Here is a 14,464-nt window from a genome sequence, read left to right as displayed (position 1 = left end):
ATTGCTGCAGGATGAAGACAGGAAAAGTATTTTTAGTGGGAGCAGGACCCGGGGACATACGATTAATCACCATCAAAGGCATGGAGGCCATTAAGCATGCCGAAGTCATTTTATATGATCGGCTTGCCAATCCCAAATTATTGGAGTTTGCTCCGGCCGATTGTGAGTTGATCTACTGCGGTAAATTACCTAATCGCCACATTATACGCCAAGGGAATATCAATGAACTTTTGGTGGAGAAGGCGCTTGAAGGAAAGCGGGTTGTCCGCTTAAAAGGAGGAGATCCTGGCGTTTTTGGCAGAGTTGGTGAAGAAGCAGCCGCCCTTGCCGAACATCAAATTCCATTTGAAATTGTTCCTGGTATTACATCGGGGATAGCAGCCCCGCTTTATGCAGGAATTCCTGTTACTCACCGTGAATATGCAGAATCATTTGCAGTGGTTACCGCCCATGATAAATCGAAAGAGGGCAAACCTGTGCTAGACTGGGAAGGATTGGCCCGTGGTGTCGATACGATTGCATTTTATATGGGAGTCAGCAATTTACCGTTTATTTGCGAAAATCTCATCAACTACGGTAAACCATCGTCGACACCTGTTATTTTGATTCAATGGGGTACATTTGGCCGTCAAAAAACCTTGCAAGGGACGCTTGCGGATATTTCAGAAAAGGTCTTGGAGGCCAAGTTTAGCAACCCGTCAATTATTTTAGTTGGTAACGTCATCTCCCTTCGTGAAAAAATCAGTTGGTTCGAGAAATTGCCTCTATATGGACGACAAATTCTGCTGGCCCGTACGAGTGAAGGCTCTAGTGAATTAGCAAAAGCATTAATCGATCAGGGAGCAGACGTGATTGAATTTCCAAAATGGAAAAAAAACATGCTGCCGATTGATCTAACGAAGGTGGCTTCCTATGAAAACATTCTCTTTACCTCACCAGAAAGTGTCGATGAATTTTTTACGGCGATAATGGAGCATGACATCGATATTCGAACCATTCGTGCTGCCTTTTATGGTGCTTCCATTAAATCGATAAAGGCGCTTAGGAAGCGTGGATTTTTGGCTGACCATGCGGATGAGATGCAAGATTCCGAGGTTTTGCTCATTGTCGGAGATAATTGCCTTTTGAAAAGAGAATATGATTCAGCGGATATCATGGTGACCAGCAAGAAAGAACTGGATCAGCAGTTCCTGCCTCTTTTTAAAAGAATGTTGGATGAAGCTAACCTGAACACGATGGTATTTCCAAGCAGTGCTTCGGTTGAATTGTTTGTAAAAGCGTTAAATGACTGTGATTTGGATACCACTGATCTGTTGAAAGGGCTGCAAGTGATCAGCATGGGCAAACAAACGGAGGCGGCTGTTGAAAGTGCAGGCATTCCTTCACATGGCCAGCCTGCACATCCAACCAAGGAAGCTTTAGTGGACTATTTAGTAGCCCTGCCCATTGAGGAAGTGTAAAGAATGAATGCAGGCTATCCAGTTATGCTAAGGTTAGAAGGGAAAAGAGTCGTTGTTATAGGAGGCGGGAACGTAGCCGAGCGGAAGGTGACAGGCTTGCTTGATACCGGTGCAGAAATCGTCGTCGTCAGTCCGGAGGCAACAGAAGAAATTCAAAGGCTTAGTCGGGACGGAAGAATCACGTGGAAACAAAAGTCTTTTACAGACAGTGACATTGCTGATGCATTCCTTATTTTTGCAGCCACCAATAATCGTGAGATCAATCAGTCGATTCGGAAATCGGTTAATGCTCACCAACTTGTAACGATTGCCGATGATCCAGATGGCTCCACTTTCCATGTCCCTGCCCACGTTCAACGCGGACATTTGAGTATTGCCATCTCAACAGGAGGGGCCAGTCCAACTCTGGCCAGAAAAATCCGCGAGCAGCTCGAGCAGCAGTTCGATGATTCCTATGAGGCCTACCTTAACTTTCTTTCTTCGAAACGAAAATGGATTCTGAAGGAAGTAGCCAATGCATCGCTAAAGAGAAAACTATTAAAGTCTATCGTGAGCCCGGAGTTCTTAACTAGTGATCATCGGGAAAGGGATTTTATGCATTTATATGAATCGCTTCGTTAAGAAACGCGAGAATAAAGGAAGAATGTCAATCCGTTGACATTCTTTTTTTTATGGACATTTATCCTTCCGAGAAAGAGGACAGGGAGTATTTACCTATTTTTATAAAATTTTCAGAAAAGTAGTTCCATTTTTAAAATGCGTGTTATATAATACAAAACGTAGAAAGTTTCTGTATTATAACAAAGAGGTGATGTAATTCATGTCGACGCAAACAACAGGTATTGAAGTGGTCGGGGCCGTGAAAGCCCAATACGAAGAGATTTTAACACCAGAGGCATTAAATTTTATTGAAGAGCTGGAGCGAAAGTTTGGCGGAAGAAGAGTGGAACTGTTACAGTACAGGCAAAAACGCCAAGCGGAAATGAATAGTGGTACATTGCCAGATTTCCTTCCGGAGACTAAGCATATTCGGAATGGGGACTGGACGATTGCTCCTCTTCCGGATGACCTGCAGGATCGCCGAGTCGAAATTACCGGTCCGACCGATCGAAAAATGGTGATTAACGCTTTGAACTCGGGTGCAAAAGTTTTTATGGCTGATTGCGAAGACGCTACTTCACCGACATGGGAAAACATCGTCGAAGGACAAATCAATTTAAGAGATGCAGTAAATCGGACGATATCTTATGAAAATGCCAATGGAAAAAAATATGCACTAAATGAAAAGACAGCGGTACTGTTTGTGCGGCCACGCGGCCTGCATTTAGAAGAAAAACATATTTTGCTAGATAGCAAGCCTATCTCAGGAAGTTTCTTCGATTTTGGGATGTACTTTTTCCATAATGTGAACCAACTGCTTACGAGGGGAACCGGTCCCTATTTTTACCTCCCAAAGCTGGAAAGTCACTTGGAGGCACGGCTTTGGAATGATGTATTTGTATTTGCGCAAGAGAAGCTGGGAATTCCGAATGGAACCATTAAAGCAACAGTCTTACTGGAAACCATCATGGGCGCCTTTGAAATGAATGAGATTTTATTTGAGCTAAGAGATCACTCCGCTGGATTGAATTGCGGCAGATGGGATTATATCTTCAGTTACTTGAAAAAGCTGCGTCATCACAAGGATGTCATTTTACCTGATCGCTCACAGGTCACGATGACGGCTCCATTCATGCGTTCGTATTCGTTGCTTACGATTCAAACCTGTCACTGCCGCAAGGCACCGGCAATCGGCGGGATGGCTGCACAAATTCCAATTCGCAATAACCCGACTGCAAACGAGGAAGCTTTTGCTAAGGTTCGAGCCGATAAAGAGCGCGAAGCACGTGACGGTCATGATGGAACATGGGTGGCACACCCAGGCCTCGTGCCAGTTGCCCTGGAGGTATTCAACCGCGAAATGCCGGTGGCTAACCAGATCCACACCAGTAAACAGAAGAAAATTACAGTGACAGCACAAGATTTACTTGAGTCACCAGGGGGCACTATTACAGAAGAAGGCGTTCGTTTGAATATAAATGTCGGGATTCAGTATGTGGCTTCGTGGCTAAGAGGCAATGGCGCTGCTCCTATTCACAACTTGATGGAGGATGCAGCAACCGCAGAAATTTCTCGTGCCCAGCTGTGGCAATGGATTCGCCATCCAAAAGGTATCCTAAATGACGGGCGAAAAGTCACAGTGGAAATGTATGAGCAATTTAAGGAAGAGGAATTAGAAAATATCAAACAGGAAATTGGGGCACAGGCATTTGAAAATGGCCGATTCGATGAAGCCGTAGAACTGTTTGATCGGTTGATCTTAAAGGATGAGTTTGCTGAATTTTTAACCCTGCCAGGGTATGAGTATATCTAAAGAGAAATGGAAGTACTCATTAAGCGTTATCAAGATATAAAAAATACTTAATAGATTAATAGGAGGAATAGAAAATGACAGATTCAAGAGTAGAGCAATTACAAGAAAGCTGGGAAATGGATAGCCGTTGGAAAGGGATTACAAGACCATATAGTGCTGAGGATGTTATTAAACTGCGTGGGTCGATTGATATTGAGCATACGCTGGCACGAAAAGGATCTGAAAAACTTTGGAAACTATTAAATGAGGAAGACTATGTCAACGCCCTTGGTGCCTTAACAGGGAATCAGGCAGTCCAGCAAGTAAAAGCAGGGCTGAAAGCAATCTACTTAAGCGGCTGGCAAGTTGCGGCCGATGCGAACCTATCAGGACACATGTACCCTGACCAAAGCTTATACCCAGCAAACAGTGTACCAAATGTGGTGAAAAAGATTAACCAAGCCTTACAGCGTGCAGACCAAATCCACCATTCCGAAGGTGATAACTCAATCGATTGGTTCGCTCCAATTGTGGCAGATGCTGAAGCCGGCTTTGGCGGTCAATTAAACTGTTTCGAATTAATGAAAGGCATGATTGAAGCCGGTGCATCAGGTGTCCACTTTGAAGACCAACTTTCATCAGAGAAAAAATGTGGTCACTTAGGCGGGAAGGTTTTGCTGCCAACACAAACTGCGGTTCGTAACCTGATTGCCGCACGTCTAGCTGCCGATGTTATGGGGGTTCCAACCGTACTGGTAGCACGGACCGATGCGAACGCAGCCGACCTAATTACCAGTGATATTGACATGAATGATGCCCCGTTTATTACCGGTGAACGCACAGGTGAAGGATTCTTCCGTGTGAAAGCGGGAATCGACCAAGCGATCGCTCGCGGGCTGGCGTATGCACCATATGCTGATCTTGTTTGGTGTGAAACTTCTGAGCCAAATCTTGAGGAAGCAAGACAGTTTGCTGAAGCGATTCACGAGCAGTTCCCAGGCAAGTTGCTCGCATACAACTGCTCACCATCTTTCAACTGGAAAAAGAAACTCGATCAAGAAACGATTGCAAAATTCCAAGTCGAGCTTGGCAAAATGGGCTACAAATTCCAATTCGTTACCCTTGCTGGCTTCCACGCCCTAAACTATGGCATGTTCGAGCTGGCTCGCGGCTATAAAGAGCGCGGCATGGCAGCATATTCCGAATTGCAGCAAGCCGAATTCGACAGCGAAAAATATGGCTACACAGCCACACGCCACCAACGTGAAGTAGGTACAGGTTACTTTGACCAAGTCTCCATGGTCATTACAGGCGGAACCTCATCAACAACCGCATTAAAAGGTTCAACCGAGGCAGAACAGTTTACAAGCAAAAACTAAGGTCGACCGGCAGCAGATCCTTCTCTCCAGCTGGAGGGAGGGATTTTTTTTATGGGGTTTAGTGGGTTACAGGCGGATGGGGTGTAGTTACAGGCGGATGGGGTGTAGTTACAGGCGGATGGGGTGTAGTTACTGGCGGATGGGTGTAGTTACTGGCGGATGGGTGTAGTTAACTGGCGGATGAGATGAGTTTACTGGCGAGAGGGTAGATTTACTCTCGAAATGACTTTTTCAACAATCGAGATACCCTTTTTGGTGTGGAACGTTTTTTAGGGTATCATCATAGTTAATAATAGCCTTTATATGGAGTTGATTTGTTTGAAAAAGACAACCGTTGACGAGGTCTTACAGCAAGGGATCTATGGACCGCTAGAGACAAAGCCAGATGAGCGGCGGAAATTCTTAGGAACGATAAGAGAGCGGATTGTCGTGGCTCTAACGAAAAGCCAAGTGGCAGAAACGAACGTATATCCCCAAGTGGAGCAGCATATGAAAGAAAAGCCGCAGTCACATCTTTTTTTAAATGGAAATATGGATTATGGTAATCTATCGAAATATGTAAAACTGGCCACGAAATATAAAATTGAACATACCCTTGTGACCAATAAAGAGCATGACTCGGAAATTGGCTTAGTGTTAGCCATGGATCACGCCATTGATAAGGAAGATATTTATATTACCAACAAGGTATCAAAACCAATCCAGCAGGAAGACAAAAAGAGCAAGGGGTTCTTTGCAAAAATCTTTAACCGATAAAGCATAAGAGGATCAAGCTGGTGTTCATAAGGACAAAAGTCATCGATCCAGAACACCAACTGTCCTCATGAGTTGTTCATGAGGACAAAAGTTGTCCATCCCGAGCGCTAACTGTCCTAATGACGCTCTAACCCTCAGCCTGCGGCTACTGCCACCGTAGCTTGCAGTTCTAACTCAACATTTCCCTGAATCGCGCGACTGATCATGCAGGATGTCTCTGCTTTTTTAGTGAGTCTAACCGCCATATCAACATCTTTTTTCGAAGCACCTGGTTTCAGGACAAGCTTTGGACGATGAATAATCTTTTTATAAGTAAAAACCCCATTGGTTACATCAACAATGCCTTCAGACTCCATCGTTAAGCTTTCCTTCACCAACCTGGTTCGTTCCATCATCGCAGCAAGGGTGATAATATAGCAAGTCGCGGCAGCCCCTAGCAGCATTTCATCTGGATTGGTGCCGACACCCGGTCCATCCATTTCTGGCGGGATAGAGATCTTCGTTATTAAATTCCCTGCCTTGATTTCGCCGACATCATTCCGTAATCCCGGCCAGTTTGCTTTTAAGTGAAAAACATGCTCAGACATTCTAAATTCCTCCAATTCCAGTTTTGCGCCCACGACTTTTTGAAAATATGGTATGGTTATTCTGATATGTAAAAAATGGAGCAGTGATGAATGAAAATTATTTTTAAAATGACCCTATTCCTAATTCTTTGTTTATATTTAGCGATTCTTTCAAAATTCATTTTGTTTAAATACATCCCGTTATCTGAGATTATCAATCATTTTAACTTTACTTATGATGAATACCACTGGCGGTCAAATAATTTTGTCCCATTTAAAACGATTAATTTTTATCTGTTCTTAGCAGATATCAACTTAAGTATTCGGATTGAGAACTTAGCAGGGAATGTTATCGGTTTTATGCCGTTCGGATTCATCTTACCATTGCTGGCGAAGAAGTTTCAAAAACTTAGTGCCGTCACCCTAGCCACTTTTTGCTTAAGCTTGACGTTTGAACTGCTGCAACTGATATTTGAATTCGGCAGCTTTGATGTGGACGATTTGATTTTAAATACGGCTGGTGGAATACTTGGTTACCTGCCTATTAAACTGATTATTCTATTTACCCATTTAAAAAAGAAGCATGTAAAAAGAAATGTTCATTACAGTAAATAAAAAAACCACACATGAATCAAAACGATTCACTAGTGGTTTTTTTGCCGCCAGTTACCGGAACGCTGTCTGCTAACAATTCTATATTTTTCGTTACCTTTGTGCTATAAGTAAAATCACCATAGCAGTACGGATAGCGGAAATTTTGTTTATTGCCGCCGCAGGTATAAATGGCCGGCTTTTCTTTTACCTGCTGGAGAGAAAATTGCTTTGCGAGCTCCTCACTATGCTTGCCTCCGTGTTTTGCAATATAGTCAATGTAGCCAATGCCCATGTTGTAAGACTGGATAATGGTCTGGAAATCTACCTTTTTCTTATTGCCATAATTGAGTACACGCTGGAAATGTTTAACCCCAACCTGGATGCTTTTTTTCGGATCTGTTATGGTATTCCTAGCCAAGCCAGCCGATTCCGAAGCCTGCATCGGATCCCCGCCCTTGCCGCGGCTTTCCTGCTGCATTAAGGCGATTACTACTGTTGTCTGGCTTTCGAGATGATATTTTGCTAACTCATCATATATTAAGGGATGATATTTTTTTACATCAGCAAATGGATCATTTTTTACAAGAAGAGGGGAATCTTGTTGTTGAAAATAATTTTGGAACATGGCTAAGGCGCAAAAAAGGATGAACAATACGAAAAAGGTTTTAAATTTCTTCCGTCGACGTTTTTTCATTCTGAAATCCTCCCATCCATGACCATTATAAGGGAAGTTGCCAAGAATGTCTGTGACAAGCTAAGTAGAAAAATAGTTGCATTATTAAGAGAAAAATAGAATGAAATTTTTAAAAAGTGTGAACAAAAATCGATTTGCTTGCCAATACTGATGATGAATCATTGCGGTAAAGCAAAAAAGTTTGGTATCATCTTAATTATTGATATGACAAGACAAATGGATTGGGGGTTATAATATGTCACGAATTTCAAATGAACAGGTTAAGCATGTGGCCAATCTGGCACGATTGGCCATTACCGAGGAAGAAACAGAAACGTTTACCAAGCAGCTGGATGCAATTATTACCTTTGCTGAGCAGTTAAATGAATTGGATACGGAAAATGTGGAGCCTACATACCATGTGTTAGATATGAAAAATGTTTTACGTGAAGATAGATCCAAACCTGGATTATCGCGTGAAGAGGTACTTAAAAATGCGCCTGAATATCAGGATGGACAGATTAAAGTACCATCGATTATGGGGAAGGAGGATTGATAAGGGTGAGTTTATTTGATTATAAAGTTTCAGACTTACATGAGCTTTTTACGAAAAAGGAAGTAACGGTATCCGATCTTGTTGATGAATCCTATAAGAGAATTGGACAAGTCGAGGACAAAGTCCAGGCTTTTTTAACGTTAGATGAAGAACGCGCCCGCCAATCTGCGAAAGCATTAGACGACAAGATCCATACAGATGCGGCAAAAGGTTTGCTATTTGGGATGCCAATTGGATTAAAAGATAACTTAGTGACAAAAGGACTTCGGACAACCTGTGCGAGTAAAATCCTTGAAAACTTTGATCCCATTTATGATGCCACCGTTGTTCAGAAACTGCAGCAGGCAGAAACGGTAACGATTGGGAAGTTAAATATGGATGAGTTTGCGATGGGATCTTCGAATGAAAATTCCCACTTTCAAACAACACGCAATCCATGGAATCTTGAGAGGGTTCCAGGTGGATCTTCAGGCGGTTCAGCAGCATCTGTAGCAGCAGGAGAAGTCCTATTTTCCCTTGGTTCTGATACAGGCGGTTCAATCCGTCAGCCGGCCTCTTTTTGTGGAGTCGTTGGAATGAAGCCAACCTATGGCCGTGTTTCCCGCTTTGGTCTCGTCGCTTTTGCTTCATCACTTGACCAAATTGGGCCAATTACGAGAACAGTTGAGGACAATGCCTATCTGCTCCAAGCGATATCCGGACTTGATCCAATGGATTCAACCTCAGCCAATGTAGATGTACCAAACTTTGCAAGTGCCTTAACAGGTGATGTGAAGGGCCTCAAAATCGCTGTACCAAAAGAATATCTTGGTGAAGGTGTCAGCGAATCTGTAAGACAGTCTGTATTAAATGCCTTAAAGGTACTTGAGGGTCTTGGTGCCGTATGGGAAGAGGTGTCCTTGCCGCACTCGAAGTATGCGCTGGCCGCGTACTATTTGCTGTCTTCCTCAGAGGCATCAGCCAACCTTGCCCGTTTCGACGGAGTCCGTTATGGCTACCGGACAAAGGATCCTGAAACGTTAATCGATTTATATAAAAAAACGCGTGCAGAAGGCTTCGGTGATGAAGTAAAGCGCCGCATTATGCTTGGTACGTTTGCATTAAGTTCAGGTTATTATGATGCCTATTACAAAAAAGCACAGCAGGTTCGTACCTTAATCAAGCAAGACTTTGAAAATATCTTTGCGAACTATGATGTGATTGTCGGACCAACAACGCCAACACCAGCTTTTAAAATTGGTGAAAATATTGAGGATCCATTAACGATGTATGCTAATGATATTTTAACCATTCCGCTTAATCTTGCTGGTTTACCTGGAATTTCCGTTCCGTGCGGCTTTGAAGGCGGATTGCCATTAGGCTTACAAATCATCGGCAAGTATTTTGATGAATCTACTATCTATCGTGTAGCACATTCATTTGAACAGGCAACTGACTATCATAAACAAAAGCCTGGATTATAGGGGGTGAAGACAATGGAATTTGAAACAGTAATCGGACTTGAGGTCCATGTAGAGTTAAAAACAGATTCAAAAATCTTCTCGGCGAGCCCTAATCATTTTGGTGCTGAGCCGAATACGAATACAAGTGTCATTGACCTAGGCTATCCTGGAGTATTACCTGTCCTTAATAAAAAGGCGGTCGAATTCGGGATTAAGGCAGCGATGGCAATTAATTGTGAGGTTGCTACTCATACCAAGTTTGACCGGAAGAACTACTTTTATCCGGACAATCCCAAAGCCTATCAGATTTCTCAATTTGATAAGCCAATCGGGGAACATGGCTGGATTGATATTGAGGTAAATGGCTATACGAAGCGCATTGGGATTACTCGCATCCATTTGGAAGAAGATGCGGGTAAGCTGAACCATGGCAAAGGGTACTCATTATGTGATTACAACCGTCAGGGTACGCCGCTTGTTGAGATTGTTTCAGAACCAGATATTCGCACACCTGATGAGGCGTACGCGTATCTTGAAAAATTAAAATCGATTATCCAATACACTGGCGTGTCGGATTGTAAAATGGAAGAGGGCTCACTCCGTTGTGATGCAAATATTTCGATCCGTCCTGTTGGACAAAAGGAATTCGGAACGAAGACGGAATTGAAAAACCTCAACTCATTCAATTTTGTCCGCAAAGGACTTGAATTCGAAGAGAAGCGTCAACGTGAAGTCGTAGCAGCTGGTGGAACCATTGATCAGGAAACACGCCGCTTTGATGAAGCCACTGGTGCAACGCTGTTGATGAGGGTCAAAGAAGGTTCGGATGATTATCGCTACTTCCCTGAGCCGGATTTAATGGATTTGTACATTGATGAGGACTGGAAAGCACGTATTCGTACAGAAATTCCTGAACTGCCTGATCAACGCCAAAAGCGTTATATTGAAGAACTGGGACTACCTGTTTACGATGCAAAGGTGCTAACCGTTACGAAAGAAATGGCTGATTTCTTTGAAGCGACAGTTAATGGCGGTGCGGACGCAAAACTTGCTTCGAACTGGATCATGGGGGATGTTTCCGCCTACTTAAATGCTGAGCAAAAGGAACTTCATCAAGTTGCCTTAACTCCAGAAGGTCTAGCAAGCATGATTAAGTTGATCGAAAACGGAACGATTTCTTCGAAAATTGCTAAAACCGTTTTTAAAGAGTTAATCGAAAACGGCGGCGATGCCGAGCAAATTGTGAAGGACAAAGGGCTAGTCCAGATTTCCGATGAGGGAACACTTCTTAAAGTTATTTCAGAGGTTTTGGATGCGAATCCACAATCAGTTGAAGACTTTAAGAATGGAAAAAATAAAGCTGTTGGCTTCTTGGTAGGGCAATTAATGAAAGCGACTAAGGGTCAAGCCAATCCACAAGTGGTTAATAAGTTATTGCAGCAAGAACTACAAAAGCGTTAAGACTGAAGCTGGCAGAATCGATTCTGCCAGCTTTTTTGTTATGCGAATTCCGACAATCTTTTCTACATTTCCCGGGAAAAAATCCTTTGGTGAAAAGGGTTTATCCTGTTTCTAATCAAACGTTTGGTTAGTAACGAATTATCAGGAAACATGTCGAAGCTTGAGTGTTTCCCTAAGAAATGCCTAATATCGACTTGTTTCTTCGTTTTTTAGAGAAAAATTATCGTCGGGGACGACAAAAATTTCTTCCATAATAAGCTGGATCCCTTTCTGTGTATGACCTCGTGGCAAACTAATCAAACGTTTGGTTAGTTTTTTTGAGATGAGTTGTTTCAACAATCTTTTCACAGTGTTTTGGAGTAAAAGTCTGCTATAGAAGGGTATTCTGCGTTTATAATTAAACGTTTAATTAGTTTGCAGCTGGTCGAAGGATGTAAAAATTAATGGAAAAAAGGTACCTAGGAGGCTTAGTAGCTCCAATTACCGACAAACTTTTTATATGATTACAGAGTAAAACCCTTTATTTAAAAGGGCTGAAACCAGTTTTAATCAAACGTTTGGTTAGTCTTATATTGGGGGGGAAATAGTCGAGGCAGTATCTTTGCCCCTGCGCTACGAATGATTTCTATTGTTGTATCAACTTGCTCTTGTTGATCTACGTTAATGGAAAAGGTTACTCCATGAAAGCTCTCAGGAGAATGTCTAAATTCAATACCAGCATCATTTGCTAACTCGGCAATCGGGTATAACGATAGCAGGACACCCGCCGTTTTAAAGACAGCGTATTGATCCGTGCTTATTTCAGTCTCCTCCCAACCCAATGTTTGATAAAATTTCCTAAGAACCGGTAGATCGTATGCACCGATCGTAAGCAAGCTAACTCTTTGTGGTACCATAATTAAATCCCTCCAAAAAATTATTATCTATCTAATTTTCTCCGAACAATTCGTAATATCCTCCCAAACTTGCGGATAGTGGATTTTCATAGTTTAAATCAACTAATAAATGGTAAAATTTTAGTGAGGCGTTTATCAAAAAAAGAGAGGTTTATAAATGACCATTTATATTGCACTGTTACGAGGAATCAATGTCGGTAAGAATAACCGGATCAAAATGGCAGATTTAAAAGATCTGTTAGAAACAATGGGCTTGGAAAAAGTAAAAACATATATTCAAAGTGGCAATGTTTTGTTTGAATCCAAGGACGAGGCACCACAACTTAGCAAACGACTAGAGGCTGAAATCAGTAAGACGTTTGGTTTTCCTGTCCCTGTTATTTTAAGGACAGCTGGGGAATACGAGCAGATTATCCGTGATTGCCCCTACTCATTCGATGCGCTTCAGGAAGGCGAGAGTATCCAAGTAGCCTTTTTAGCTGAAGAACCCTCCCAAGCAAAAATAGATTATTTGCGCAGCTACGAAAGCGAACCGGACGAGTGCTTTATTAAAGAACAAGACGTTTATCTTTTATTGCGGCAAAGTATCCTTGATTCCAAACTAGCTGCCCAGCTGCCCAAACTAGCTGTTCCAGCGACAGTACGGAACTGGAAAACCGTCATCAAACTATCGACGATGGTTGAGGCTTTAAAATAATAAAACGCTCGGATTCAATTGAATCCGAGCGTCAATCCTATTATTCGTTTTTTAATAAACGAACACTTTCAGTAAATTCCTTTTCAATCTCGTCATTTTTTCGGTAGGTTAACATGCTGACAATGACAGCGACAAGAAGGTTGAAAACAAAGCCAGGAACAATTTCATAAAGTGTGTCACCAAGCCCAACATTTTTCCAAACGATAACGGTAACAGCCCCAACGATCATCCCGAAGAGGGCGCCCCAATTCGTAATCTTTTTCCAGAATAAACTTAGCAGGATCACGGGGCCGAAAGAAGCGCCGAAGCCTGCCCATGCATAAGCGACAAGGTCTAAAATAGTGCTATTTTGCTTAAAGGCAAGAGCTGCGGCAATTACAGAAACGAGAAGTACCGCCATTCTTCCTAAGAAGACAAGCTGCTTATCCTTAGCATTTTTGTTCATCACCATTTTGTATAAATCTTCAACAAGCGCACTGGATGTTACGATTAATTGAGAAGAAATCGTACTCATAATCGCAGCAAGAATGGCCGCCAACGCAAACCCAGCGAATAGTGGGTGGAATAAAATCTGACTTAATTCAATAAATACCGCTTCCGGGTTCTTTAAGACATGATCAGGATTATTATGGAAAAAGGCAATACCAATAAAACCGGTAGCGATTGTTCCAAGAAGCGAGATAATCATCCAGCCCATACCAATCCGGCGGGCACTTTTCGTTTCTTTAATCGTCTTAATTGCCATAAAGCGGACAATGATATGCGGCTGTCCAAAATAGCCTAGGCCCCAGGCCATTGCTGAAATAATGCCTAAAAAGGTTGTTCCTTTTAATAAATCAAGTTTTGTGGGGTCAATCGCCCGAATCGTTTCGATTGTTTCAGCAGGACCTCCTGTGTGGAAGATGCCAATTGCTGGAACAAGAGCAAGGGCAATCAACATCATTAAGCCTTGAATAAAGTCTGTATAGCTTACCGCCAAGAATCCACCAAATAAGGTGTAGGCAACGGTAACGCCTCCAACAATAAGAAGTCCGGTATGATAACTAGTGCCAAATGAACTTTCAAAAAAGACTGCCCCAGAAACCATCCCTGAAGAAACATAGAAAGTAAAGAAAATAAGAATAACAATACCTGAAACAATACGGAGTAGTTTTGTGTTGTCTTTAAAACGATTCTCAAGATAGCTTGGAATCGTGATTGAATCATTGGCCACTTGAGTGTAAGAACGCAAGCGAGGTGCCACCAATAACCAGTTAAGATAGGCACCAATCGTTAATCCGATGGCGATCCAAGCATCTGCCAAACCGGTAACATAAATTCCGCCTGGCAATCCCATTAAAAGCCAGCCGCTCATATCCGCTGCCCCTGCACTTAAAGCGGTTACTGCTGGTCCTAAAGACCTTCCCCCAAGCATGTAATCTGTAAGATTGCTAGTCTTTCGATAGGAATACCAACCGATAAAGAGCATAGCGGCTATATAGATTCCAATCGAAAGAAGTTGTAGTGATTCGTTAGACATAGGTTTCCTCCCTAATTTTGTTATCGTAGAAAATATTTTTAATAATATTTTCTATATAAAAAATATTCTATCA

At 42.4% G+C, this 14,464-nt stretch carries 14 protein-coding genes; 10 read left to right on the top strand and 4 right to left on the bottom strand.

From position 1 onward, the window contains the following. Positions 1–11 precede the first annotated feature (11 nt). The 5 genes from cobA (at position 12) to KW850_RS13290 (ending at position 5,987) form a co-directional block, all read left to right on the top strand. Positions 12–1,460: a uroporphyrinogen-III C-methyltransferase gene (gene cobA / locus KW850_RS13310; protein WP_218348052.1), complete on the top strand. Its 1,449-nt coding sequence runs from the start codon at positions 12–14 to the stop codon at positions 1,458–1,460. 3 nt (positions 1,461–1,463) lie between these two features. Next, complete coding sequence (locus KW850_RS13305; protein WP_218348051.1) at positions 1,464–2,081, top strand: NAD(P)-binding protein; 618 nt, start codon at positions 1,464–1,466, stop codon at positions 2,079–2,081. Positions 2,082–2,280: 199 nt separating this feature from the next. After that, entirely contained in the window at positions 2,281–3,873 is a 1,593-nt protein-coding gene (gene aceB, locus KW850_RS13300) for a malate synthase A (protein ID WP_218348050.1), read from the top strand. Positions 3,874–3,947: 74 nt separating this feature from the next. Continuing rightward, positions 3,948–5,231 carry an isocitrate lyase gene (gene aceA / locus KW850_RS13295; RefSeq protein WP_218348049.1) on the top strand — a complete coding sequence of 428 codons (1,284 nt, stop codon included), beginning with the start codon at positions 3,948–3,950 and terminating at the stop codon, positions 5,229–5,231. A 318-nt stretch (positions 5,232–5,549) separates the two neighbouring features. Further along, positions 5,550–5,987 carry a YueI family protein gene (locus KW850_RS13290; protein ID WP_256358235.1) on the top strand — a complete coding sequence of 146 codons (438 nt, stop codon included), beginning with the start codon at positions 5,550–5,552 and terminating at the stop codon, positions 5,985–5,987. A 134-nt stretch (positions 5,988–6,121) separates the two neighbouring features. Here KW850_RS13290 and KW850_RS13285 read toward each other — a convergent pair whose 3' ends face one another. Beyond that, positions 6,122–6,574, bottom strand: a complete 453-nt coding sequence (locus KW850_RS13285) for an OsmC family protein (RefSeq protein ID WP_218348047.1) — start codon at positions 6,572–6,574, stop codon at positions 6,122–6,124. A 90-nt stretch (positions 6,575–6,664) separates the two neighbouring features. Here KW850_RS13285 and KW850_RS13280 point away from each other — a divergent pair, with 90 nt between their 5' ends. Then, entirely contained in the window at positions 6,665–7,168 is a 504-nt protein-coding gene (locus KW850_RS13280; protein WP_218348046.1) for a VanZ family protein, read from the top strand. A 16-nt stretch (positions 7,169–7,184) separates the two neighbouring features. Here KW850_RS13280 and KW850_RS13275 read toward each other — a convergent pair whose 3' ends face one another. Further along, the gene (locus KW850_RS13275) at positions 7,185–7,841 is read right to left on the bottom strand and encodes a lysozyme family protein (protein ID WP_218348045.1); all 657 of its coding nucleotides are present in this window, start codon (positions 7,839–7,841) and stop codon (positions 7,185–7,187) included. Positions 7,842–8,076: 235 nt separating this feature from the next. Between KW850_RS13275 and gatC the strand changes: the two genes are divergently transcribed. Genes gatC through gatB form a run of 3 tightly spaced genes read left to right on the top strand, consistent with a single transcriptional unit; the run spans position 8,077 to position 11,279 of the window. Continuing rightward, on the top strand, positions 8,077–8,376 hold the full coding sequence (gene gatC, locus KW850_RS13270; protein ID WP_218348044.1) for an Asp-tRNA(Asn)/Glu-tRNA(Gln) amidotransferase subunit GatC: 300 nt from the start codon (positions 8,077–8,079) through the stop codon (positions 8,374–8,376). A 5-nt stretch (positions 8,377–8,381) separates the two neighbouring features. Further along, complete coding sequence (gene gatA, locus KW850_RS13265) at positions 8,382–9,839, top strand: Asp-tRNA(Asn)/Glu-tRNA(Gln) amidotransferase subunit GatA (protein WP_218348043.1); 1,458 nt, start codon at positions 8,382–8,384, stop codon at positions 9,837–9,839. A 12-nt stretch (positions 9,840–9,851) separates the two neighbouring features. Beyond that, the gene (gene gatB / locus KW850_RS13260) at positions 9,852–11,279 is read left to right on the top strand and encodes an Asp-tRNA(Asn)/Glu-tRNA(Gln) amidotransferase subunit GatB (protein ID WP_218348042.1); all 1,428 of its coding nucleotides are present in this window, start codon (positions 9,852–9,854) and stop codon (positions 11,277–11,279) included. Between the two features lie 545 nt (positions 11,280–11,824). Here the strand turns inward: gatB and KW850_RS13255 are convergent. Continuing rightward, on the bottom strand, positions 11,825–12,175 hold the full coding sequence (locus KW850_RS13255) for a VOC family protein (protein WP_218348041.1): 351 nt from the start codon (positions 12,173–12,175) through the stop codon (positions 11,825–11,827). Between the two features lie 157 nt (positions 12,176–12,332). Here KW850_RS13255 and KW850_RS13250 point away from each other — a divergent pair, with 157 nt between their 5' ends. Then, the gene (locus tag KW850_RS13250; protein ID WP_218348040.1) at positions 12,333–12,872 is read left to right on the top strand and encodes a DUF1697 domain-containing protein; all 540 of its coding nucleotides are present in this window, start codon (positions 12,333–12,335) and stop codon (positions 12,870–12,872) included. A 40-nt stretch (positions 12,873–12,912) separates the two neighbouring features. On the opposite strand, the gene putP is transcribed toward KW850_RS13250, so the two are convergent. Next, positions 12,913–14,391 (bottom strand): sodium/proline symporter PutP, encoded by a 1,479-nt coding sequence (putP, locus tag KW850_RS13245; RefSeq protein ID WP_218348039.1) that lies wholly within the window; start codon positions 14,389–14,391, stop codon positions 12,913–12,915. Between the last annotated feature and the right edge of the window lie 73 nt (positions 14,392–14,464).

Source organism: Bacillus sp. sid0103, from assembly GCF_019219025.1.
The sequence above is the reverse complement of the archived record's forward strand: the minus strand, read 5'-3'. Positions and strand labels throughout refer to the sequence as shown.